Origin of the sequence: Vibrio mytili (assembly GCF_000830505.1) — a bacterium.
Taxonomy (GTDB): domain Bacteria; phylum Pseudomonadota; class Gammaproteobacteria; order Enterobacterales; family Vibrionaceae; genus Vibrio; species Vibrio mytili.
This window is the reverse complement of the sequence record NZ_JXOK01000041.1, coordinates 1-24,744: the sequence shown is the minus strand read 5'-3', so window position 1 is coordinate 24,744 and position 24,744 is coordinate 1. Positions and strand designations below refer to the sequence as shown.

The following is a 24,744-nucleotide window of genomic DNA, read 5'->3' as shown; positions in this document are numbered from 1 at the left end:
TTGACAAGAAAGTTGGCTGTAAACCGTGCAGAATCACGCAAATTTTATTGTAAATGCTCAGTTGTGGCACAGAATTGCGCAGAATGACGTCATTCTGCGCAATGAGTATCTAACTTTTTTTAGCGTGATAAATGGAGAACTTATTGGTTTTATTGAGAGTCTCGCAGTTATTGAAAGCTCGCTCAATAATCGGCGGATATTTTAAGAAACTGTTTGCTACAATGATCAACTCACCCGTTGCGGATAGGTGGTTTGGTGCATCACCCAGTAAAGTTTCTGCCGCACTATAGTTCGTCTCTAGTCCGCTATGGAACGGTGGGTTACTGATAATAAAACGGTAATCATTGGCTGTATCGGAATAAATGTCGGATGCAAACACACGCCCCTTAAGGCCATTTGCTTCCAGCGTTGCTTGACTGGAGGTAATCGCGTAGGCGTTGATGTCGCACATTTCGATGTCTATCTCTGGATGTGCTTGGGCCATGAATGCGCCTAAAACACCAGCTCCACAACCAAAGTCGAGTACTTTGCCTGACAAAGGCGGTAATGTTTCCAGCAATAATTGACTGCCTAAATCAAATTCACCATGACTGAACACGCCCGGTAAGCTCACAACAGTGAGTGAGTGTTCACCTAAAGCAACATCATAAGATTTAAACCAGTCCATTTGTTTAAATGGCTGTGGCTCATTGATGCATTGACCCCAGTAAAATGAACAGCGACGAGCGGAGTCGTATTTATTCACAGGACCGTATTGCTCAAACATTTTTTCAATGCTCTTTACGCCAGAGCGGTTTTCTCCAACCACGACAAGTTCGGTATTTTTGCCTAGTTTAGCCATAAGCATAGTCAGCAGATATTCAGCTTCGGCTTTCGCTTTTGGCCAGTAAAGCAGCAGCATATCTGCTTGTGTTTCGGCACTAAATTCAGAACCAAAGTAACTTTTGACTTTGTCTGAACGACAAATTTGACGGTAGTAGCTGTAGTTAGAAGTGAAAACTTCAACCGCCTTGCAGTGTGCGGTTAGTTCCAGGGGGAAGAGATCTTCTACTTCACCTGCCACTAAAACGTGCTTTCCGTTGAAGTACTCTAACTGACGCTGAGCGATTTGGCTTGGGGCAATGTAAGCGGACATAAATTTGGTTCATCAGAAATAACTAGGGTCGGATTTTCGCATAATCTGACCCAAGCTTGAAGTGAATAACGTGTCTATGCTCATGTGACCTTGAGATGCTGAATGCAACACTTTGAGTCTATGTGGCTGCAAATTAATCGCCACTCACTAAATTAGCTGTTGTCTTGTTGGCTAAGAAAGTCTTTAAACTCTTCTTCATAGATCTTAAATAGGACTAACGTAATCGCAAATATCAGTGGACCATAAATCAAGCCGATCAAACCAAATAGATGCAAACCGCCTAACAGTGAAAAGAAAATCATTAAAGTGTTCATTCCAGAGCTGCCTTGCATAAGAAGAGGGCGTAACAAGTTGTCAATCGAACCAACCACGACCACACTCCACACGGTTAGGAATAGCGCCCAAGTGGTATCGCCGGTTAAGAACAAATACACCGCCGCTGGAATCCAAATTAGTGCTGTGCCGACGACGGGGATGAACGAGGCAAAGCCCATCATGGTCCCCCAAAATAGGCCAGGGAATCCTGCAAGCCACATACCAATGCCGCCAGCGAGACCTTGTGCGATAGCCGTCAAAAATGAGCCCATCACAGCTGATTTAGACACTTGTTCTATTTCATCTAATATTTTGTCTTCTTGGCTGCGTGACAGAGGCAATATGTGACGTAGTGCTAAAATGATTTTGTCATGATCACGTAATAAGAAGAACAGCACAAACAACATCAAGAAGAAATCCATCAAAAAGTTCGTCGCATCCCCTAAAATTTTGGCGCTGATAGCAACCAGGTTTGAACCGAAGGATGTGGCAAACTGGGCAATTTTTTCTGCGATGGATTTAGGCTCGATTGTATCAAAAGGTAAGTACTCATTAACTAAGGATAAGCCTTTGATAACTAATGGATGTTGGAAAATATCTTGGATGCCACCACCCGTAACCCATTTGTAGGTGTTTTGCGAAAATACTGAACCTTGTTGAACGATTGCGGCAAACACAAATAAAAGGGGGATAACAATAATAAAGGTTAATACAATACAAGACAGCAGCGAAGCGCTGTTACGATGCTTAGGCATTTTCCGCTCAAACCACTCATGTAACGGAAACATCAGTAGTGAAATGATAAAAGCCATTATGATCGAATTGATATACGGTTCGACCAATAAATAGCAAGCAAAAGCAGCGGCGAGCAGAGCGACCATTAAAACACGGTGACTCGACGTGATTTTTACATTGTTTGGCATGACGATAAGTCCAACTTACGGGTGACGTTTGCGATTTATGATTGAGTTATCTTTAGTTAATGCTTTGACTCTAGAGGATAACTTTATAATATTTTACACGCTTAATGTTACCAATGTCATGACACTGGTGAATGGGAAGGTGTAAATGACGCTGCTATAATGACGACAAATCAGGCGGTTATCAATCGGGAGATCTAATATGGGATGCTGTAATAGTGATAAAAACTGTCATCGTGATGAGAAACAGCAAACTAACACCAGAGTGAGACGTGTGCCTTGGTTTGGTATCGCGGTGAGTTTACTGGTGGTATTGGTGATTATTAACTGGAAATAGAGTGAGTTGGCAGTAGAGTCAGTTGGTAATAGAGTGAGTCGGAAACAGAGCTAACTGACATTAAAAAGGACCACGAGGGCCCTTATCTGTTTGAGTCTAAAAACGGTTTGTGCGCAAATCGCGTTTGACTCAGTGCCACGTTCACGCTTCTGCTGCGAGCGTTGCAAAGCAACGATCCGCCGCTTCTAGTGTTGCGTCAATTTCTTTTGAGCTGTGCGCTAGCGACGTAAAGCTGGCTTCAAATGCTGACGGTGCGAGATAAACGCCGTGCTTGAGCATAAGATGGAAGAAGCGTTTGAAGCGTTCCGTATCACACTTGGTTACGTCTTCGTAGCACGTCACGCTGTCTTGTTCAGTAAAGAAGAAGCCAAACATGCCGCCGACTTGGTTTACAACCAAAGGGATACCGTGCTTTTCAGCTAAAGATTTAAAACCGTCAGCCAGTTGTTTGGTTTTGGATGCGAGGCGTTTTTCGTTACCTTCTTCTTTTAGCAAGTTTAAACACGCAAATCCCGCAGCCATAGCCACTGGATTACCAGAGAGCGTGCCCGCTTGGTAAACTGGTCCCGTTGGTGCAACGTGTTGCATGACTTCTTTGCGGCCGCCGAAAGCGCCAACAGGCATACCACCACCAATGACTTTACCTAATGTCGTTAAGTCAGGCTTGATATTGTAATGGGCTTGTGCACCACCAAGTGCTACGCGGAAACCCGTCATGACTTCGTCAAAAATCAAAAGGGCACCTTCTTGATCGCAAATTTCACGCAGACCTTCATGGAAGCCTTCTACCGGTGGAATACAGTTCATGTTCCCTGCGACTGGCTCAACGATGATACACGCGATTTCACCTTTGTTTGCTTCAAACAGCTCGCGAACAGAATCGAGATCGTTAAATGTTGCGGTTAATGTATGTTTTGCAAAGTCAGCTGGTACGCCTGGAGAACTTGGTTGACCCAGAGTTAGTGCGCCGGAGCCTGCTTTGACAAGAAGGCTATCAGCGTGCCCGTGGTAACAACCTTCGAACTTCATGATTTTATCGCGTCCAGTAAAACCACGCGCAAGACGAATTGCACTCATGGTTGCTTCTGTACCTGAGCTGACCATGCGGATTTGTTCCATTGAAGGCACAAGCTCAGAAACCAACTCAGCCATAGAGATTTCCAGCTCGGTTGGTGCGCCAAAGCTAAGGCCACGTTGAGCCGCTTCAATCACTGCTTCTCTGATTATGGCATGGTTGTGACCAAGAATCATTGGGCCCCATGAACCTACGTAATCAATGTACGCTTTTCCATCGGCATCAAAAATCAATGGACCGTCTGCTCGTTCAATAAACAGTGGAGAACCGCCAACTCCGTTAAATGCACGAACTGGAGAATTCACACCACCGGGTATGATTTTTTGAGCTTTTTGATACAGATCTGATGATTTGGTCATGGGATTTCCTCTTTTGATTGCTCGGACCAAGTGGAGCGCATTGTACCTAGCTATAATCAACTTAGAAACGTTTTGCTCAATTTATGTGTACTTTCGCAGTCATATCGCCATCTGTTATAAAGAATCAACGGCGAATACTTGAACGAGTTTGTCAGGTATTAGATAATCGTGGCTAGTTAGTACAAATTTGACGTCTTGCTCCAGGCTTGACGCATGACACGAGTGAGAGAGGTCTTCGTGAGCGAAGTAAACGTACCATTATCCTTTTCTGATGCCGCAGCATCACGCGTTAAAGCATTGATTGCGGAAGAAGAAAATCCAGAATTGAAATTACGTGTATACATTACCGGTGGAGGCTGTAGCGGTTTTCAATACGGCTTCACTTTTGATGAAAATGTAAATGACGGTGATACAACCATTGTAAATAGTGGCGTCACACTGGTTGTCGATCCGATGAGCCTGCAATACCTTATTGGCGGTATTGTCGATTACACTGAGGGACTGGAAGGAGCACGCTTCTTCGTGAATAACCCGAACGCAACAACCACATGTGGTTGTGGAGCATCATTTAGCGTGTAATTGAGACAATGATAGGCAGTCGCATGGATTGCCTGTTCTTTGCGTATTGAGTTGTTCGTCTATTACGTAAAGACGTTCTGTTAGGAAGTTGCAGAAAACAAAAATAAAAGGACTTTTTCCTATGTCTGTGACTTCTCTCGGGCGGCATATTGCCGATCGCCCATGGCTAGTCTCTCTCGCTCTTATCCTTCTTCTCATTGCATGGTTGACAATGGGTCAACTCGAATCATCAGGGGAAACCGCGTCCTCACCTTCCACTCAAGCAGAAAATAAGCCAGTAGCAAAAGTCATGTATGATACTTTTGCCGCTCAGCCTACCCGAAAAACCATTGAACTGTATGGCCGAACTGCTCCCAATCGTCAGGCGCGATTAGGCGCAGAAATCGCAGGTAAAATACTCAGCCTTGATGTCAAAAAGGGCCAAGCGGTAAAGCGAGGTCAAGTGATAGCCCGTATCGATCCGCGTGACCTTGATATCCAACTTCAGCGCGCACAGGCAATGCTTCTGGTTAAAGAAAAAGAATTTAATGCAGCGAAGTCGCTCAAAAGTCGGGGGTTGCAGGGAGAAGTTGCATTTGCTACTGCACAGGCGGCATTAGTTGAAGCCAAAGCAAATGCCAGTACCGTAAAAATTGACTTGAGACATACCCTGGTTAAAGCTCCATTTGATGGCATCGTTGACCACCACTTTGTTGAAGTAGGTGATTTTGTTGGTATTGGTGATCCCATTGCAACCTTGATAGATCTAGAAACTTTGGTGATTGAAGCAGATGTCAGTGAGCGACATGTCCAGTCTCTCACGCAGGGTCAGAAAGCGGATGTACGGGTCATCAATGAGCAGCACCTTCAAGGTAAGTTACGTTATATAGGTCGAGTCTCTTCAACGGCAACCAATACCTTCCCAGTTGAAATTGAAATTGACAACCGCGGTGCTGTTATTCCCGCAGGTGTGAGCGCCGAAGTCCAATTGCCTTTAAGTGAAGTATTAGCGATTAAAGTCACCGCCGCAATGTTAGCGCTAGATGAAGAGGGTAACCTTGGTGTAAAAACAGTGCAGGACGATCACGTAAAATTCGTTCCAATCCAGTTGGTTAAAGCAGAAAATGATGGAGTATGGCTATCAGGACTTGGCGATCATGCCGATATTATTGTTTTGGGGCAAGGGTTTGTTCGAGATGGTGATCCAGTGTTAGCGACTAAGGTCAGTGAAGCTATTCTGGATAGTGACACAAATGCTGATAGTGACACAAATGCTGATAGTAGTGCGAATGCTAACAGTGGGACTTCTACCGATAGCAATGTCATTGTTGATAAAACCAATGAGCAGTAGGAGGCTGTATGAACGTATTAATTGATGCTGCGCTTTCACGGTCACGTACCATGCTGACATTATTAATTATGTTATTGGTTTCAGGTGTTATTACTTACGTCACAATTCCTAAGGAGTCCAGCCCGGATATCACCATTCCCATCATTTACGTTTCCGTTGGTCATCAGGGCATTTCTCCTGTTGATGCTGAGCGTTTATTAGTACGACCCATAGAACAAGAGTTGCGGTCTATTGAAGGGGTGAAGGAGATGACGTCATCCGCATCAGAAGGGAATGCCTCTGTCACCTTAGAGTTCAGTGTTGGGGTTGACTTGACGAAAGCCATGGCCGATGTCCGAGAGGCCGTGGATCTTGCCAAACCCAAGTTGCCTCAAGATAGCGATGAGCCGACGGTTAACGAAGTTACTTTTGCTTCTGAGATGCCAGTATTAACGGTTGTATTGTATGGGACGTTACCTGAACGCTCGATTATACAAGTTGCTAAGACTCTCAGAGACAGGCTTGAAAGTTTTCGTCAAATATTAGAAGTGGATATTGCTGGTAATCGAGAAGATATCGTCGAGATTGTTGTTGATCCTCTTTTGATGGAAAGTTATGGGTTAGATCAGGCCGACATCTACAACTTGATTGCACTTAATAACCGAGTTGTTGCCGCAGGGTTTGTGGATACCGGATATGGCCGATTTTCAGTTAAAGTGCCATCGGTGTTTGATTCATTAAAAGATGTCTTAGAGCTGCCAATCAAAGTGAATGGTAAAGAGGTGATCACGTTTGGCGATGTTGCAACGGTGCGCAGGTCATTTCGAGATCCAGAAAGCTTTGCGCGCCTGGATGGTGAGTCTGCGATTGTTTTGGATGTTAAAAAACGCGCAGGTGAAAACATCATTGAAACGGTCGAGCTGGTGAAAGCGGTGATGGCTGAAGGACAACAGCGCGCTGAGTGGCCTGACAATTTGTTGGTCAAATACACATGGGATCAATCCGAAGAAGTCAAATTGATGCTGACTGATCTGCAAAATAATGTACTGTCAGCCATCATTTTAGTGGTGATCGTCATCATCGCGATTCTAGGTGTCCGGACTGCGTTTTTAGTGGGAATTTCGATTCCAGGATCATTTCTGACCGGTCTGTTGGTGCTCTCCGTATTTGGTCTGACCGTTAACATTGTCGTGTTGTTTGCTTTGATCATGGCGGTTGGGATGTTAGTAGACGGTGCCATCGTAGTGACCGAGTTTGCAGACCGAAGAATGCAAGAAGGGGTCTCGCGTAGCGACGCTTACCGGCAAGCAGCAAAGCGTATGTCATGGCCTATTACGGCCTCGACAGCAACCACTTTAGCAGCGTTCGCCCCTTTGCTTTTCTGGCCGGATATTACTGGTGAGTTTATGAAATATTTGCCGCTCACCTTGATAGCAACGTTGTCCGCATCACTGATCATGGCATTACTATTTGTCCCGGTTATTGGGAGTATTATTGGTAATACGCAAGTGTTGACCCCTTCGGCACAGAAGCAGATGGTCGATTTACACAATGGCCATTTTGATAAGGCAACCGGTATCACTAAGCTCTATTATCAAACGTTATCCGTTGCCATTCGTCATCCGTGGAAAGTGTTGCTGAGTGCGGTCGTTTTGGCTGTTGGTGTTGGGGTTACCTACAGCAAAGCTGGTCTGGGTGCCGAGTTTTTCCCTGAAGTTGACCCTGCATATTTCACTGTAAAAGTGCGCTCATATGGCGATTTATCGATTCACGAGAAAGACAGCGTGATGAGAGAGATTGAAAAGGTCATGCTTGGTCATGATGAGTTTGAGAGTGTTTATACGCGAACGGGGAAAAGCAATGACGGGGATGAAATTGGTCAGATCCAAATCACTCCCGTAGATTGGCAGTATCGGCGTAAAGTGAAAACCATCATAGAGGAACTTAAACAAACGACAGACCGTTTTTCTGGTGTGGAGCTTGAGTACAAATTTGCTGATGCTGGCCCACCCGTTGAAAACGATGTCGTTATTGAAGTGTCTTCGAAAAGTAACAGCATTGCGGATTTGGATGCCGCAGCGAAGAAAGTGCGTAATTGGGCAGATGGTAACCCTGCCTTCACTAACTTGAGCGATACCACGAACAAAGAGGGCATTGACTGGCAAATTGATATCCAACGAGATGATGCAGCTCGATTTGCAGCGGATGCAACATTAGTCGGTAATACGGTACAGTTCGTCACAAATGGTTTGAAGATCGGTGACTATTTACCGGATGATGCTGACGAAGAAGTCGACATTTTGGTGCGTTACCCCGAAGGTAAACGAGATATTGGTCGATTTGATCAATTAAGAATAAAAACCGCTGCGGGTTTGGTGCCCATTACTAATTTTGCCCAAATTAAGCATGAGCCCAAGCAAGGTACTATTCGACGTATCGATGGGCACCGAGTCATCAGTATCAACGCCGATATGGCTGACGGTTACAATTTGGCTTTAGAGTTGCCCAAAATCTCTGCTGCAATTGATGACCTTGGCTTGCCTGAGGGCGTCGAGTTCAAAATCCGTGGACAAAACGAAGAACAGGAACATTCTTCTGCGTTCTTAAAAAATGCATTTGTTGTGGCGCTTGGAGTGATGGCACTAATCTTGATTACCCAGTTTAATAGTTTCTATCAGGCATTTTTGATTTTAAGTGCGGTGTTGTTTTCCACCGTTGGAGTCTTTGCCGGATTACTGATATTTCAAAAGCCGTTTGGCATTATTATGTCGGGGATTGGTGTGATCGCATTGGCGGGGATTGTGGTGAATAACAACATCGTATTGATTGATACCTACAATCAAATGCGGAAAAGAGGGCTGGATAAAGCGGATGCCATCTTACGTACTGGCGTACAACGTTTGAGACCCGTGTTACTCACCACCATCACGACGATACTTGGTTTACTGCCAATGGTGTTAGAAATGAACATCGACTTGGTTAATCAGAATGTGGAGTTTGGTGCACCAAGCACACAATGGTGGTCGCAATTGGCGACAGCGGTTGCTGGTGGTTTAGCTTTTGCTACAGTGCTGACTCTTGTTCTTACACCATGTCTATTGATGTTAGGGCGTGAGCATCCAGACTCGTATTCAGTACAAGAAAGTGAAGGGCTTTAAGCCCAAGAGGCTGCAAAAAACCAAGAGGCCGCAAAGTGCGGCCTCTTTGAGTCGTGTTACCGTGATCAATAACCTGATCAGTTCATGGTCAACAACTCGCTATAGCGATCCAGCTTATCCATACTGACTTTGGCATTCGCCATAAAGGTCTGCCTTGCTTTACCTGTTAACGATTTGGACTGCGGCAAGTTCACTGTGCGCGGGTTTTTATGTACACCATTGACCAAAAATTCATAATGTAAGTGAGGGCCGGTAACACGACCGGTTCCTCCCAATGTACCAATGGTTTGACCTTGTTTCACCCTTTGCCCTGCTTTGACTGTTCGTTTTGTCAGGTGCAAGTACTTAGTCACGTACGTATTGCTGTGTTTGATAAAAACATAGTTCCCGTTGAACTTATTGTACGACGACTTGAGTACGACACCGTCACCAGCTGCCCATATTGGTGTACCTACTGGAGCTGCGTAATCTGTGCCTCTATGCGGGCGTACTTTACCTGTGACTGGGTGTAAGCGACGTGGGTTAAAGTTTGAACTTACGCGACGAAAATCCAGCGGTGCACGTAAGAACGCCTTTTTCATCGCACGGCCATTCTCGTCATAATACTTGCCGGTTTTCTCATCTAAAATTGCTGTAAAAGTTTCGCCTTGGTTTTTAAAAATGGCTGCGATGATTTTTCCGCGACCAATCACGTCACCTTCAACGACTTGCTCTTGATAGAGAACACGGAAACTGTCGTTTTTACGAATATCCAAAGCAAAGTCGATATCCCAGCCAAACATTACGGCCAGCTCCATGATTTGGTTGCCATCTAAGCCAGAAGATATACCAGCATTCCAGAAATTGGATCTGATGGTTGCTTCAGCATAGTTGTATTGATAATCCACTTCCTTTTTGTCAACTTCAGAAACGTATTTGCCATCTTGCAACTTGATACGAAAGGTTTCGAAGGCACTTAATGTTCGTCGTAATTGAACAAAGTTGTGCTTTTCATCGAAACCGAATTGCAGCTTGTCTCCTGGTCTAAGACGAGTTAGCTGTCTTTCTACTTCTTTATCTGAAGCGATCAGCTCATGTAATATTCGAGCAGACACGCCAACACGACTAAACAGAATTGCAGCACTTTCGCCATTGTTGACTTTATAGGTTTCCCAGCGCAAAACCGAAGACGCTTGAGAAGCATCACCATTCAGCGGTGCTAATTCAATAGAAATAGGCACTGGATAATATTGACCGACTTGTAAGCGGCTCTGTTGCGGATCGAGTTCTTGAGGATCGGGCAAAAAGAACGCTGCGATAATAATTAGCGCACTAAAAAAGCCGATCAGTACTTTGTGCAAGAGTGGGAGTCGGACAAAAATCGAATGCATGAGGGTCTAGATCGCCAAATAATCGTAAAAATTCACATTACCTAGTCTAACGCGTTTCAAAATGCATCGCTATTCAAGTAATATGTCCAACTATTATATTTTTGCCAAATCTGTGGGAGTGAACAAGAATGGCGAGCATTGAAGCTGCACTAGCCGAGATTAAGCGCGGTGTTGAAGAGCTGATTCCAGAAGACGAGCTAATAGCAAAGCTAAAAGAAGGTCGTCCTTTACGTATTAAGTTGGGCGCGGATCCAACGGCACCGGATATCCATTTAGGTCACACGGTTATTTTTAATAAGCTTCGCTTGTTCCAAGAACTCGGTCACGAAGTGACGTTTTTGATTGGTGACTTCACTGCCATGGTTGGTGACCCAACAGGTAAGAATACGACACGCCCACCGTTGAGCCGTGAAGATGTTTTGCGTAACGCAGAAACGTATAAAGAACAGGTATTCAAAATTCTAGATCCAGCAAAGACTAAGATTCAGTTTAACTCTGAGTGGTTGTCAGAACTGGGTGCGGAAGGCATGATTCGTCTTGCGGCTAACCAAACCGTGGCGCGTATGCTTGAACGTGATGACTTTAAAAAGCGTTACACAGGTGGTCAACCTATCGCTATTCATGAGTTTATGTACCCATTGTTGCAAGGTTGGGACTCGGTAGCAATGGAGACAGACGTAGAGCTTGGTGGTACGGATCAAAAGTTCAACCTACTGATGGGGCGTGAGCTGCAAAAATCAAATGGTCAAAAACCACAAGTCGTTCTAATGATGCCGCTTCTTGTAGGCCTAGATGGCGAGAAGAAAATGTCTAAGTCGGCAAACAACTACATCGGTATCAGTGAGGCACCAAGCGAGATGTTTGGTAAAATCATGTCGATCTCGGATGATTTGATGTGGAGTTACTACGAGCTATTGTCTTTCCGTCCTCTTGAAGAAATCGCTCAGTTCAAAGCCGACATCGAAGCTGGTAAAAACCCGCGTGATGTTAAAGTGCTTTTGGCGAAAGAGATCATTGCTCGCTTCCATAGTGAAGCAGACGCTGATGCAGCGGAGCAAGAGTTTGTTAATCGTTTTGCGAAGAACCAAATTCCTGATGAAATGCCAGAGTTTGATTTCGAAGCCGGTACTCCGGTTGCTAACCTGTTGAAAGAAGCCGGCCTGTGTGCATCCACATCGGAAGCGATGCGAATGGTCAAGCAAGGCGCAGCAAAGATTGAAGGCGAAAAAGTTGCAGATGCGAAATTTGCTCCTGAGTCAGGCACTTACGTATTCCAAGTGGGTAAACGTAAGTTCGCTCGTATTACTATTCAGTAATCAATAACCTAGCCAAATAATAAAAGCGCCCCATTGGGCGCTTTTATTATTTGGGGGCGACCTCAACGACTGTCGGGAGCTTACTAACAGGTCCCGGTCATATGGAGAAGCTTGTGCTTGTTGCTTCTACTGTCGTTACTGCTGCTATACCGAGTGATGTTAGCAACGCCGACTATTGTTTAGGGATGGCTTGACTAAAGTTCACTACATCGTTGTAAAACAGCTTCTCAAAACGAGTAATAGGGGCGACAGAAGAGCGATGGCCGCTACTATTATCTGGAAAGTAGTCAGACACAAACTGGACAAAAACCGTATTTGGTTTGCCATTTTTGTCCAGACCATATCCAGCCATATTGTAGGTGCCGTAAATGGACCCACTTTTGGCAATTAACTGACCTTTGATAGGAGCTTGACGCATGCTCTTACGGTAATGGAGTGTACCGGATTCCCCGGATCGAGGCATGATAGCGATAAGGTTTAACTTACTTTCATTCTTCCAGATGTAGCGCAGTATCTCGGCCATCTTAACTGCAGAAATACGATTGTTCCTTGACAACCCTGAGCCATCTTCCAAACGTGCCTGACGGATATCAATTCCTGTGTTAGAGAAGATGATTTGTTTGATTGCTTCGGTACCATTAGTGAAACTGCCTGGTTGGACAAAAAACTTGGCACCAAGTGTTTTGGTTAATGTATCTGCGATCAGGTTATCAGAGCGTTTTAACATTAAATCCAACAGTTCTGGCAGAGCTTTCGATTGGTGTTCTGCCAACACTTTACGTTGCTTCTCTGGCGCAGTCCCTATTTTGATCTGACCTTTCAGTCCAATACCAAGCTGGGCGAGCAATTTGGCAACATTTTTACTGGTGTATTGCCCGGGATCCTGCACAGCAAATTTCAGAGGTAAGGGGTCTTTTCTTGCTACCAAGCAACCTTTCAACTCATAACTATTGTCTGGGTTAGCAATTAAATCTAATCCGCAATGACGACTTTTATGAACCGAGTAGGACACGGTTTCGACGGAGGTATTGACTTTGATTGGTTGGTGCTTAGGCACGAAGACACGTGTACCACCATTTTGCTGGGTATAAATAGAGGCTTGAACACAGTTTCTATTTAATGTGATAGCTGCTGCTGGTGCACTGTAGCACACCCCTAAAATATCCCATGGCCAGCCCACCGCACGGTTATAGCCCGTAAATAAGCTGTCATCCAGCCACAAGTTACCATTAATGCGATTAAGACCATTCTGTTTGGCTTGGGTCAGCAGGCTCTTTAAATCTTGCGTTTGAAGTGTTGGATCACCAACGAAACGAATGACGGCGTCTGTGCTGGACGTTTCGAGTTTGGTGCGGAATCTAAAGCTATTTCCTAACTCTAATTTTGCTGCTAATGCAGTAACCACTTTTAAAGTGCTTGCGGGTGGGAATAATTGTTCTGTCGGGTGAATACCGATGAGCTCTTTATTATCACTGAGTTTTTGAGCGACCAAGCTAATGCGAGCACCCTCAGGCAAAACTTCCTGGTGAGGGTACGCATGTAACGCAACGGAGTTAAACAGAGCAAATAACAGTAAAGGCCAACGTAAACGCATAGTGATACTTTATAGGGTTAGTCATGAAGTTGAGTATACTTGAGTTAAAGCAATATGCTAGGCGTGCCGCAAAATGCTCGAATAAAGATTATTAATGAGACAAGCTATGAAAGTTTAGTTCAATCTATAAGATTACGTAAGAGATGCTTTTTGGTGCTTAATCTAGAACGAGATAAGAAAACAGCGGTACAGAATAACACGTCAGCAAAATAACAAGTCCTCTAAATAACAATGCCCGCAAGAAGCAGGCATTGTCGATTCAATTCTAAACATTGAAATTAGAAGTCGTAGCGTAGACCTAGAGCTAACTCGTCTTCAGCATCTACTTTGCTTGCTGTCGTGTTGCCACCTACTTTACCTAGTTTGTCACCAGAGTCGATTAGGTTGAAGTTGTACGAAGCGTAAGCACGGAAGTTAGGCTTGAAGTAGTATGTAGCATCAACCGCGATGTTGTTTGTAGATGTTTCATCATTAGTTTCTGCGTTGTTATATGTGGTTGTAAACACGGTTTGACCTAGGGTGTAAGCACCAGCTAATTCGTAACCTGTGTAGTCGCCATCTTTGCTTGCTTTTTCACCGTCAGTGAATACACCTGCGAAGTATAGGTCACCCATAGTGTAAGAGCCCGCTAGCATGTATTCGTTAGCGTCATCTTGATCTGCGTAACCACCACCTAGGTTAATACCTGTATCACCTAGCGCGTAGATTGCCGATAGAGAGTAGCCGTCTTGGCCGTTGTCGCTGAACTCTGCATTTGGCGTGTTTTCATTTTTAATTTCGCGATCAGCAAAACGGTAGCTTGCTTTAACGCTTAAGTTATCGAATTGACCTTTGTAAGACATCATATTGTCAGAACGGTCAGCAACAGCCAGTTTATCTGCAGCAGAGTTGCCGTGGTAAGCCATGATATCAGTGAAATCTGTGATGACACCTAGCGCACCTTCGTTTTTACCGTATGTAAACTCACCCCAAGCACCACCTAGACCTGCGTAAGCGTAACGAGTGTTTAGATCGTTATTGTTATCTACTTCGCCGTTCTCTGCTGTCGTGAACTCACCTTCCCAGAAGCCCACACCATATAGGCCATCATTGATCGCTTGCTTACCAAGGAAGTTTAGACGGATGCGAGAGTTGTCTTGAGCGTCACCATCTTTCATTGATAGACGTGCTTCAGCGCGGCCGCCCATTTCTAAAGATGTGCCGTCTTGGTTGTAAAGTTCCGCAGCGTTTGCGCCAGTCGCGATTGCTGCCGCTGATACAGAAAGGGCGATTAGAGTCTTTTTCATCTTCGTTTGTCCTAGTTAGCTGTCCATAAATCATTGTTGTAAGTGGGAGAGTGATTCTCTCGGCAAGTTATTGGTTTAGATACAGATTAATCGAGAACGTATTAAGTCAAATATCGTTAACCCTTAGCGCTAACTTGCTGGACACGTTGTACCGCCTAAGTTCCGCAGGGAGCTAGTAAAATAATATCAAGCAATATAATGAACACTGTTCAATTTGTTTTTTTTGTTTTTATCTTGCTGATTTTTAATTAAATTAATGGGTTTTATTTGGTTTTTAATTTGAAAGGGTTTAGTTTTTTTTACTTTTTTGAAGAGTCTCAGTCGCATTTCGGTTTGTTTTTTCGCTGTTTGTTTTTTTGCAGATAGTTCAAGGCGGATTGAGTTCAGGGTGGATTGAGTTCAAGGTGGATTGAGTCACGGTATGAGCTAGGAGAGTGTTACCTTTAAGAGTGAATCGGCTTGTATTCGATTTAAGGTGATTTCACTTCAGAGTTTGTTTACACTAAGTGAAACATATCTTTAAACGCGCTACCCAGTCCTTCGACAGGGTGGGGCTTTTTTGTCCAAAACACACTGGGCTTGAGGTTTTATATAATGGAAAAAGTTCCAATGACTTTACGTGGCGAACAACAGCTACGTGCAGAACTCGATCGTCTTCTTAAGCTACGTCCTCAAATTTCAGCGGCAATTGCTGAAGCTCGCGAACTGGGTGACTTAAAAGAAAATGCTGAATATCATGCGGCACGTGAAGAACAAGGTATTTGTGAAGCTCAGATCCGTGATATTGAATACAAGCTGTCTGTTGCACAAGTTATCGATGTGACAACGATGGAAAACACTGGCAAAGTGATTTTTGGTTCAACAGTGACATTAATCGATATCGATACTGATGAAGAAAAAACCTACCAAATCGTCGGTGATGACGAAGCAGATATCAAAGCGGGTCGTATTTCTGTTAGCTCACCGATTGCTCGTGGCTTGATTGGTAAAATGGAAGGTGATGAAGTCGCTATCCAAACGCCTGGTGGCGCGAAAGACTTCGAAATTGATCGAGTGGAATACATTTAATTTCTTACTCTACAAAACGCAAAAAGGTCGCCGATGGCGACCTTTTTCTTGCCACGTCTCTTTGAGACGTCATGGCGTTTTACAAAGCGTATCTATCAAAGTTAAAGCGCAAGTTATTTGCGGGGAATTTCGATTTTACGCTCTTCAGATTGACGATAAAGGACAAGCACTTTACCAATGGTCTGAACTTTTTCTGCTCCCGTCTCACGTACGATAGCGTCGATGATTAGCTGTTTTGTTTCACGATCTTCCGAAGCAACTTTTACTTTGATCAGTTCGTGATGATTAAGAGCAATCTCAATTTCTGCTAGCACGGCTTCTGTAAGTCCATTTGCGCCCATTAGCACAACAGGTTTTAAACTGTGAGCTAGGCCTTTAAGGTGCTGCTTTTGTTTGGTGCTTAGGTTCATTACGCGGCCAATTTTCTTTAAATGAGGGTTGAAAAACGCTATTTTAACGCCATCTAATGCTGAAGACTATAATTTATTGAGTAATAGCTTGCGCCTATTGTAGCAATAGCTCCTATTTGTATCTTGTTAGGATTAAAATGAGTAAACAAAAACACTCGGCCAGTTCTGGACGTTGGTTGAAAGAACACTTTGATGATAAATACGCAAATGAAGCTCGTAAAAAGGGCTACCGTTCGCGAGCTTATTTCAAAATTGATGAAATCCAAACAAAAGATAAGTTGTTAAAACCGGGAATGACAGTCGTTGACTTAGGGGCAGCCCCAGGTGGGTGGTCTCAATATGCTGCTAAAATAATAGGTGACTCTGGACAAATCATTGCGTGTGATTTGTTGCCGATGGATCCGATTGCAGGCGTCAGCTTCTTGCAAGGCGATTTTCGTGACGACGCAGTATTGGAAGCGTTATTGGAAAGAATCCAGCCTTCTATGGTCGATGTAGTCATGTCGGATATGGCGCCTAATATCGCGGGTAATAGCTCGGTTGATCAACCACGTGCTATGTATTTAGTTGAATTGGCATTAGATATGTGTCGACAAGTTCTAGCGCCTAATGGTAGCTTTGTCGTAAAGGTTTTCCAAGGAGAAGGCTTCGATCAATATGTGAAAGAAGTCCGAGACATGTTTAAAACCGTCAAAATCAGAAAACCAGACTCATCGCGAGCACGCTCACGAGAAGTCTTTGTTGTAGCCACTGGTTACAAAGGTTAACCATTTTCCCCACTAGGGAGTGAGTTAACAGTATAGCTACAGTGATTGAACTGTAGTACCCTACCTTTAATTACAATTAGTTATCGAGAGGCTTACACCTTGAGTGACATGGCAAAAAATTTAATTCTGTGGCTTGTTATCGCTGTCGTATTGATGTCGGTATTCCAGAGCTTTGGCCCTGGGGAAAGTAATGGCAGAACCGTGGATTACACCACGTTTGTACAGGAAGTTGGCCAAGGCCAGATTCAAGAAGCAACTTTTAAAGACGGTGAGATTAGCTTTGTCCGTCGTGGCGGCGGTGCCAAAATGGTCACTTACATGCCAGTGTACGATCAAAAGCTTCTAGATGACCTAATTAATCAAAATGTGAAAGTACAAGGTACACCTCCTGAAGAACAGAGTTTACTTGGTACTATTTTCATTTCTTGGTTCCCAATGATCTTATTGATTGGTGTATGGATTTTCTTCATGCGTCAAATGCAAGGCGGCGGCGGTAAAGGCGCCATGTCTTTCGGTAAGAGCAAAGCTCGTATGATGAGCGAAGAACAAATCAAAACCACGTTTGCAGACGTTGCTGGTTGTGACGAAGCAAAAGAAGACGTTAAAGAGCTGGTTGATTACCTACGTGATCCAAGCCGCTTCCAAAAGTTGGGGGGTAAGATCCCAACGGGTGTCTTGATGGTTGGTCCTCCAGGTACAGGTAAAACGCTACTTGCTAAAGCCATCGCTGGTGAAGCAAAAGTACCGTTCTTTACCATTTCTGGTTCAGATTTCGTTGAGATGTTTGTCGGTGTTGGTGCATCACGTGTACGTGACATGTTCGAACAAGCGAAGAAAGCGGCACCATGTATCATCTTTATTGATGAGATCGATGCAGTAGGTCGTCAGCGTGGTGCCGGCGTTGGTGGTGGTCACGATGAGCGTGAACAAACACTTAACCAAATGCTTGTTGAGATGGATGGTTTTGAAGGTAACGAAGGTATTATCGTTATCGCTGCGACCAACCGTCCGGACGTACTTGACCCAGCGCTATTGCGTCCTGGACGTTTCGACCGTCAGGTTGTTGTTGGTCTACCAGATGTGCGTGGTCGTGAACAAATTCTTAAAGTTCACATGCGTAAAGTGCCGTTAGCGGGTGATGTTGAACCATCACTAATTGCGCGCGGGACACCAGGTTTCTCTGGTGCAGATCTAGCCAACCTAGTTAACGAAGCGGCATTGTTCGCGGCTCGTGGTAACAAACGCAACGTATCTATGGTTGAGTTTGAACTGGCAAAAGACAAAATCATGATGGGTGCAGAACGTCGCTCTATGGTGATGTCTGAAGAAACTAAAGCGTCAACCGCTTACCACGAAGCGGGTCACGCCATTGTTGGCCGTTTGGTGCCAGAGCATGATCCAGTTTATAAGGTATCGATCATTCCACGTGGTCGCGCGTTAGGTGTGACTATGTATCTCCCAGAGCAAGACCGCGTTAGCATGTCTCGCCAGCATCTAGAGTCTATGATCTCTAGCTTGTACGGCGGTCGTTTAGCGGAAGAACTTATCTACGGGGCTGAAAAAGTTTCAACTGGTGCGTCGAACGACATCGAACGCGCAACTGAAATCGCTCGTAAGATGGTAACTCAGTGGGGCTTCTCTGAAAAACTTGGTCCGTTGCTCTATGCTGAAGATGAAGGTGAAGTGTTCTTAGGCCGTAGTGTGACTCAGACAAAACATATGTCTGATGACACGGCGAAATTGATTGATGATGAAGTTCGTCAAATCATTGACCGCAACTATGACCGCGCGAAAAAGATTCTGGAAGAGAACATGGACATCATGCATGCAATGAAAGATGCGCTGATGAAGTATGAGACCATTGATGCTCGCCAAATTGACGATCTGATGGAGCGTAAAGCTGAGGTTCGTGAGCCTGCTGGATGGAGCGACAATGCTGCCAATAAGCCGCAGGATAACGACAAGCCTCAAGCGAAGGCAGAAGAAAAAGAAGATAAGCCAGCGGATACAGCGAAAGATGCTGATACGCCTTCTTCACAGGATTCTTCACCTAGCGATGCACCAGAAAAAAAAGACACTGAATAAATAAGTTTGAGAATAATAAACCCCGAGTTCGCTCGGGGTTTTTGTGTTTATTATGAAAATTGCTGCAAATAACAAAACCTTAGATTTATCACGCCCACACGTGATGGCGATTCTTAATGTTACTCCTGACTCTTTTTCTGACGGAGGGCAATATAACTCCATTGAGTCCGCGCTTGCTCAAGTTGAAAAAATGGTCCGTGCAGGCGTCAGTATTATTGATGTTGGTGGCGAGTCCACTCGACCTGGTGCGCCAGACGTTTCTTTAGAAGAAGAACTGCAACGCGTTGTACCAGTGGTCAAGGCGATTCGGGAAAAGTACGATGTTTGGATTTCTGTTGATACCAGCAAAGCGGAAGTCATTAAGCAATCGATAGAAGCGGGTGCAGACCTTATTAATGATGTTCGCTCTCTGACGGAGCCCGGTGCCATAGAAGCCGTCGCGGAAGCCAATCTTCCTGTGTGTATCATGCATATGCAAGGTCAACCTAAAACCATGCAGCACAATCCGCAATATGATGATTTGATGCAGGAAGTCGAACAGTTTCTTATCGAGCGTATCGCCGATTGTGAGTCAGCAGGTATTGCCCGTGAAAATATCATTCTTGACCCGGGATTTGGCTTTGGTAAAACCCTCGAGCACAATTATCATATGCTTGCTCATTTAGAAAAATTTCATAAATTTGGCTTGCCAATTTTGGCCGGAATGTCCCGTAAGTCAATGATCTTCAAATTGTTAGACAAAAAACCTGCAGAGTGCACTAACGCCAGTGTTGTTTGTGCCACTATCGCGGCTATGAAAGGCGCGCAGATCATTCGAGTTCATGACTTTGAAGATACCATCGAAGCAATGAAAATTGTTAAGATGACCCAAAACAATGCTTAGAAAGCTGTCGTTTGATTCAGTTAAAAAATTAGTTAAAACAAAATATTATATATAAAGGTAAGTTTATGTCTGATAAAAGACGTTACTTTGGTACTGACGGTGTACGTGGCAAAGTTGGGCAATACCCAATCACACCTGATTTTGTACTTAAGCTTGGTTGGGCCGCTGGTCGTGTACTTGCGAAACAAGGTACAAAAAAAGTGATTATCGGTAAAGATACTCGTATTTCTGGTTACATGTTGGAATCTGCATTGGAAGCCGGCCTGGCAGCTGCGGGGTTAAAGGCCACGCTGACAGGACCAATGCCAACACCAGCTGTTGCGTACCTAACTCAAACATTTCGTGCAGAAGCCGGGATTGTTATCTCTGCCTCTCACAACCCTTACTACGATAACGGTATTAAATTCTTCTCATCAGAGGGAACTAAATTACCGGACGATATTGAGTTGGCGATTGAAGCCGAGCTGGATAAAGACATCGAGTGTGTTGAGTCAGCTGAGCTTGGTAAAGCAACGCGAATGAACGATGCGGCGGGTCGCTACATTGAATTTTGTAAGAGCACATTCCCTTCTGAGTTGAGCCTCGCGAAACTTAAAATCGTGGTTGATTGCGCACACGGTGCAACTTACCACATCGCACCAAGTGTGTTTAAAGAATTAGGTGCTGACGTTGTAGCGATAGGTGTAGAGCCGAATGGCACCAATATTAATGACCAAGTTGGGGCCACCGATGTACGAGCCCTGCAGAAACGTGTCGTTGAAGAGCAAGCTCACTTAGGTTTAGCGTTTGATGGTGATGGTGACCGCATTATTATGGTCGATCACTTAGGGAACAAAGTGGACGGTGATCAAATTGCTTACATTATTGCTCGCGATGCATTACGCCGCGGAGAGTTAAAAGGTGGTGTTGTTGGAACCCTAATGACGAATTTAGGTATGGAAAATGGCCTAAAACAGTTAGGTATTCCATTCGTACGAGCTGCTGTTGGTGACCGCTATGTGATGGAGCAGTTGCTAGAGAAAGGCTGGAAAATTGGTGCTGAAAACTCTGGCCACGTTATTTTACTGGATAAAGTGACAACAGGTGATGCAATTGTTGCTGCATTACAAGTACTTGCTTCTGTTGTTGGTAGCGATATGTCATTGCACGACTTGTCTCAAGGTATGTCTCTTTATCCACAAGTTCTAGAAAACGTACGTTTTTCAGGAGAGAACAATCCACTAGAAGCAAAGGCCGTACTAGATTCTGTCGCTGAGGTGGAAGCCGAACTTGGTGATAAAGGCCGAGTATTGCTGCGTAAATCTGGAACTGAACCGCTTATCCGCGTTATGGTGGAAGGCGAAGAAGCTGAACTGGTTCAAAGTTCAGCGCTTAAGATTGCCGAAGCGGTTAAATTAAGCTGCTAATCCAGAGCTTTATTTACCGAGTGAAAGAAAAGGGCAGCTTTTGCCCTTTTTTTGAGCGTTTGGTACGTTCGTACTGATTTTTTACTAATTTTCCCTTGTCAGCGTTACTGGCTTTCGCTAGTATTGCACCGCCTCCCGTTAGGAGGTCGCTAGCCTTGTTCATTTAATAACATGTATTATTTTTTGAGCGGCGCTGGCTCAACAATTAGGAACATAGGTGGAAAAATGTTTTCAGTTCTACTTGTGATTTACCTGTTGGCAGCGCTTGGTGTAATTGGCCTTGTGTTGATTCAACAAGGTAAAGGCGCAGATATGGGAGCCTCGTTCGGTGCTGGTGCTTCAAACACAGTGTTTGGTGCTAGCGGCTCAGGTAATTTCTTAACCCGAACAACTGCTATTTTAGCAACCGTATTCTTTATCATTAGCTTGTTACTTGGTCGTATGTCTACGCACAAGACTGAATCTCAATGGGTCGACCCAACATTAGGTCAACCAGTGGTAGAGCAAGTTAAAGATGCAGCGAGTGAAGTTCCAGCCCCTGCGGGTGATGAAATTCCACAATAAGCTGTAGGTTTTGCTGCCGAGATGGTGAAATTGGTAGACACGCTAGCATGAGGTGCTAGTGCCTTTGGTGTGAGGGTTCGAGTCCCTCTCTCGGCACCATGTTTTACAAACTTGTAAATCACTTGTTTGCGAGTATAATGCTCAGCAAGTCGGACGCGGGGTGGAGCAGCTTGGTAGCTCGTCGGGCTCATAACCCGAAGGTCGTCGGTTCAAATCCGGCCCCCGCAACCAATCTCTTTCTTAGGGTAAAACTTTTAAGAAGTTTGCTAATAGAAATCGAAGATTGGGCAAGTTTGCGTAGTGCTAACCACGCTACGAGTTAAGAACTGATTTTTTGTCTATTCTTAACGTATCAGGGTCCAGCAGCACAAAACCCCGACTATCGGGGTTTTTTGTTATCTGAGTTTTTTGAATATGACTCAGATCACTGCTTGGTTTTTTGATTGGGCTCTGAGCCCTTTTTTTGTTTCTGGAGTGGTTAAAATGACTGGTTTAGAAAGACAACTTACTGAAATGCTTGAAGCGCCAGTAGAGGCATCAGGTTATGAGTTAGTTGGATTAGAGTTTATTCGTGCTGGCGCGCACTCGACATTACGTATTTTTATCGATCATGAGAATGGCATTAATGTCGATGATTGTGCAGAGGTAAGTCATCAGGTGAGTGCAGTGCTAGACGTCGAAGATCCAATTTCTGTTGCTTACAGTCTAGAAGTGTCTTCTCCAGGTCTAGAAAGACCACTGTTCAAAGCAGCACATTATGAGCAATTTATAGGTCACGAGGTCAGCATCGTTTTGAAAATGGCGGTAGCAAATCGTCGCAAGTGGAAAGGTATTATCCACAGCGTTGATGGCGAAACCGTGACTATTACTGTCGACGGTCAGCAAGAAGAGTTTGCTTTAAGTAACATTTCAAAAGCTAACCTGATCCCTAAATTTTAGTTCCCTAAAAAAGTTTAAGCTTAGAGGCTAAATACAATGAGTAAAGAAATTTTAGCGGTAGCAGAAGCGGTATCGAACGAAAAAGCGGTACCTCGTGAGCGCATCTTTGAGGCTCTTGAGATTGCTCTGGCAACTTCTACAAAGAAAAAATACGATATCGAAATTGAAGTTCGTGTTGCTATTGACCGAAAAACAGGCGAGTTCACTACTTACCGTCGTTGGTTGGTTGTTGATAATGTCGAATATCCAACTAAAGAAATCTCATTAGAAGCGGCACAATACGATGATGAGTCTATTGAGCTTGGCGACTACATCGAAGATGAAATTGAATCAGTGACGTTTGACCGTATTACGACTCAAACGGCAAAACAAGTTATCGTACAGAAAGTTCGTGAAGCTGAACGTGCACAAATCGTTGAGCAATTTATTGATAACGAAGGTGACTTGATCACTGGTGTTGTTAAAAAAGTAAACCGCGACACTGTCGTGCTTGATCTTGGTAATAATGCTGAAGCAGTTATTCTTCGTGATGATCAACTGCCACGCGAAAACTTCCGTCCAGGTGACCGTGTTCGTGGTCTACTGTACAAAGTGGCTCCAGAAGCTCGTGGTTTCCAACTGTTTATCACGCGCTCTAAGCCAGAAATGCTAGCTGAACTGTTCCGCGTTGAAGTTCCTGAAATCGCAGAAGATATCATTGAACTGAAAGGTGCAGCACGTGATCCAGGTTCTCGCGCTAAGATCGCAGTAAAAACCAATGACAAGCGTATCGACCCTGTGGGTGCGTGTGTTGGTATGCGTGGTGCACGTGTACAAGCAGTGTCTGGTGAGCTTGGTGGTGAGCGTATCGATATCGTTCTGTGGGATGACAACCCAGCTCAGTTCGTTATTAACGCAATGGCACCTGCTGATGTTGCGTCTATCATCGTAGATGAAGATGCACACTCAATGGATATTGCGGTAGAAGCAGATAACTTGGCGCAAGCTATCGGTCGTAATGGTCAAAACGTTCGTCTAGCATCTCAATTAACAGGTTGGGAACTGAACGTTATGACGGTCGCGGATCTTCAGAAGAAGCACGCTGAAGAATCACAAGCGTCTATTGAAAACTTCATGAAGTACCTCGATATCGAAGAAGACTTTGCTCAGTTGCTTGTCGAAGAAGGTTTCTCAACGCTAGAAGAAGTGGCATACGTGCCAGTGAATGAGTTGCTTGAAGTCGATGGTCTTAATGAAGAGTTGATCGAAGAGTTGCGTGGCCGTGCAAAAGACGCGCTAACAACGATTGCGCTTGCTCAAGAAGAGTCATTCGAAGGCCTTGAGCCAGCAGAAGACTTACTTGGTCTTGCAGGCTTGGAGCGTGAAATGGCATACAAATTGGCAGCGAAAGGTGTAGCAACACTTGAAGATCTTGCCGACCAAGGTATTGATGATTTAGAAGGTATCGAAGGCCTGACGGAAGAACGTGCAGGTGAGCTAATTATGGCCGCACGTAACATCTGTTGGTTCGGCGAAGAAGCATAATTTCAGCAAGGAGGAAGCGGCATGACACAATTAACAGTTAAAGCACTGAGTGATGAGATTGGTACGCCAGTCGACCGCTTGATTGAACAACTTGCTGACGCTGGCATTAAAAAGGCGAGCTCTGACAATGTGACAGATGACGAGAAGCAAACACTTCTTTCTCATCTAAAAAAAGAACACGGTGACAAATCTGGTGAATCAGAGCCGACTCGCCTTACGCTACAGCGTAAAACTCGTAGTACACTTAGTGTTAATGCGGGTGGTGGTAAGAGTAAGAATGTTCAGGTTGAGGTGCGCAAAAAACGTACATACGTAAAGCGCAGCACAATTGAAGATGAAGCAAAA

Annotated in this window: 20 protein-coding genes, 2 tRNA genes and 1 pseudogene; 16 read left to right on the top strand and 7 right to left on the bottom strand. The window is 44.5% G+C overall.

Translation table 11 applies throughout. The features are described 5' to 3' along the window. Positions 1–109: 109 nt before the first annotated feature. Positions 110–1,135, bottom strand: a complete 1,026-nt coding sequence (rsmC, locus tag SU60_RS11275) for a 16S rRNA (guanine(1207)-N(2))-methyltransferase RsmC (RefSeq protein ID WP_041155592.1) — start codon at positions 1,133–1,135, stop codon at positions 110–112. 152 nt (positions 1,136–1,287) lie between these two features. Continuing rightward, positions 1,288–2,373, bottom strand: a complete 1,086-nt coding sequence (locus SU60_RS11270) for an AI-2E family transporter (RefSeq protein ID WP_041155591.1) — start codon at positions 2,371–2,373, stop codon at positions 1,288–1,290. A gap of 199 nt (positions 2,374–2,572) precedes the next feature. Between SU60_RS11270 and SU60_RS22635 the strand changes: the two genes are divergently transcribed. Then, on the top strand, positions 2,573–2,707 hold the full coding sequence (locus SU60_RS22635; RefSeq protein ID WP_280806715.1) for a hypothetical protein: 135 nt from the start codon (positions 2,573–2,575) through the stop codon (positions 2,705–2,707). A 141-nt stretch (positions 2,708–2,848) separates the two neighbouring features. On the opposite strand, the gene hemL is transcribed toward SU60_RS22635, so the two are convergent. Continuing rightward, complete coding sequence (gene hemL / locus SU60_RS11265) at positions 2,849–4,141, bottom strand: glutamate-1-semialdehyde 2,1-aminomutase (protein ID WP_041155590.1); 1,293 nt, start codon at positions 4,139–4,141, stop codon at positions 2,849–2,851. Between the two features lie 237 nt (positions 4,142–4,378). Here hemL and erpA point away from each other — a divergent pair, with 237 nt between their 5' ends. The 3 genes and pseudogenes from erpA (at position 4,379) to SU60_RS11250 (ending at position 9,187) form a co-directional block, all read left to right on the top strand. Beyond that, positions 4,379–4,720, top strand: a complete 342-nt coding sequence (gene erpA / locus SU60_RS11260) for an iron-sulfur cluster insertion protein ErpA (RefSeq protein WP_041155589.1) — start codon at positions 4,379–4,381, stop codon at positions 4,718–4,720. A 121-nt stretch (positions 4,721–4,841) separates the two neighbouring features. Continuing rightward, positions 4,842–5,936 (top strand): annotated as a pseudogene (locus SU60_RS11255) (efflux RND transporter periplasmic adaptor subunit); the annotation flags it as partial. Between the two features lie 122 nt (positions 5,937–6,058). Beyond that, positions 6,059–9,187 (top strand): efflux RND transporter permease subunit, encoded by a 3,129-nt coding sequence (locus SU60_RS11250; RefSeq protein ID WP_041155588.1) that lies wholly within the window; start codon positions 6,059–6,061, stop codon positions 9,185–9,187. A 77-nt stretch (positions 9,188–9,264) separates the two neighbouring features. Here SU60_RS11250 and shyC read toward each other — a convergent pair whose 3' ends face one another. Continuing rightward, positions 9,265–10,557, bottom strand: coding sequence for a peptidoglycan DD-endopeptidase ShyC (gene shyC, locus SU60_RS11245; RefSeq protein ID WP_041155587.1), 1,293 nt, complete (start codon positions 10,555–10,557; stop codon positions 9,265–9,267). A 128-nt stretch (positions 10,558–10,685) separates the two neighbouring features. Here shyC and tyrS point away from each other — a divergent pair, with 128 nt between their 5' ends. Then, entirely contained in the window at positions 10,686–11,873 is a 1,188-nt protein-coding gene (gene tyrS, locus SU60_RS11240; protein WP_041155586.1) for a tyrosine--tRNA ligase, read from the top strand. Between the two features lie 172 nt (positions 11,874–12,045). On the opposite strand, the gene dacB is transcribed toward tyrS, so the two are convergent. Both dacB and SU60_RS11230 read right to left on the bottom strand, forming a co-directional pair. Then, positions 12,046–13,467: a serine-type D-Ala-D-Ala carboxypeptidase gene (dacB, locus tag SU60_RS11235; protein WP_041155585.1), complete on the bottom strand. Its 1,422-nt coding sequence runs from the start codon at positions 13,465–13,467 to the stop codon at positions 12,046–12,048. 278 nt (positions 13,468–13,745) lie between these two features. Continuing rightward, entirely contained in the window at positions 13,746–14,753 is a 1,008-nt protein-coding gene (locus SU60_RS11230) for a porin (protein ID WP_041155584.1), read from the bottom strand. A gap of 594 nt (positions 14,754–15,347) precedes the next feature. On the opposite strand from SU60_RS11230, the gene greA reads away from it, so the two are divergent. Then, complete coding sequence (greA, locus tag SU60_RS11225) at positions 15,348–15,821, top strand: transcription elongation factor GreA (protein WP_041155583.1); 474 nt, start codon at positions 15,348–15,350, stop codon at positions 15,819–15,821. A gap of 113 nt (positions 15,822–15,934) precedes the next feature. Here greA and yhbY read toward each other — a convergent pair whose 3' ends face one another. Further along, positions 15,935–16,231, bottom strand: coding sequence for a ribosome assembly RNA-binding protein YhbY (gene yhbY, locus SU60_RS11220; protein ID WP_005380066.1), 297 nt, complete (start codon positions 16,229–16,231; stop codon positions 15,935–15,937). A 137-nt stretch (positions 16,232–16,368) separates the two neighbouring features. Between yhbY and rlmE the strand changes: the two genes are divergently transcribed. From rlmE to SU60_RS11170, 10 genes are all read left to right on the top strand, one after another. Beyond that, entirely contained in the window at positions 16,369–16,998 is a 630-nt protein-coding gene (rlmE, locus tag SU60_RS11215; protein ID WP_041155582.1) for a 23S rRNA (uridine(2552)-2'-O)-methyltransferase RlmE, read from the top strand. Positions 16,999–17,106: 108 nt separating this feature from the next. Further along, entirely contained in the window at positions 17,107–19,083 is a 1,977-nt protein-coding gene (ftsH, locus tag SU60_RS11210; protein WP_041155581.1) for an ATP-dependent zinc metalloprotease FtsH, read from the top strand. Positions 19,084–19,135: 52 nt separating this feature from the next. Beyond that, positions 19,136–19,966 (top strand): dihydropteroate synthase, encoded by an 831-nt coding sequence (gene folP, locus SU60_RS11205; protein ID WP_041155580.1) that lies wholly within the window; start codon positions 19,136–19,138, stop codon positions 19,964–19,966. Between the two features lie 65 nt (positions 19,967–20,031). After that, on the top strand, positions 20,032–21,372 hold the full coding sequence (gene glmM / locus SU60_RS11200) for a phosphoglucosamine mutase (protein ID WP_041155579.1): 1,341 nt from the start codon (positions 20,032–20,034) through the stop codon (positions 21,370–21,372). A 225-nt stretch (positions 21,373–21,597) separates the two neighbouring features. Then, positions 21,598–21,936 (top strand): preprotein translocase subunit SecG, encoded by a 339-nt coding sequence (gene secG / locus SU60_RS11195; RefSeq protein ID WP_005439454.1) that lies wholly within the window; start codon positions 21,598–21,600, stop codon positions 21,934–21,936. Positions 21,937–21,951: 15 nt separating this feature from the next. Then, positions 21,952–22,035 (top strand) — tRNA-Leu (locus SU60_RS11190). A gap of 55 nt (positions 22,036–22,090) precedes the next feature. Further along, positions 22,091–22,167, top strand: a tRNA-Met gene (locus tag SU60_RS11185). A 252-nt stretch (positions 22,168–22,419) separates the two neighbouring features. Continuing rightward, the gene (gene rimP / locus SU60_RS11180; RefSeq protein WP_041155639.1) at positions 22,420–22,875 is read left to right on the top strand and encodes a ribosome maturation factor RimP; all 456 of its coding nucleotides are present in this window, start codon (positions 22,420–22,422) and stop codon (positions 22,873–22,875) included. A gap of 36 nt (positions 22,876–22,911) precedes the next feature. After that, a complete protein-coding gene (nusA, locus tag SU60_RS11175) occupies positions 22,912–24,399 on the top strand; it encodes a transcription termination factor NusA (RefSeq protein WP_041155578.1) in 1,488 nt (495 codons plus the stop codon). A gap of 21 nt (positions 24,400–24,420) precedes the next feature. Further along, positions 24,421–24,744: translation initiation factor IF-2 associated domain-containing protein (locus SU60_RS11170; RefSeq protein WP_041155577.1), on the top strand; the 324-nt coding region annotated here is incomplete at its 3' end.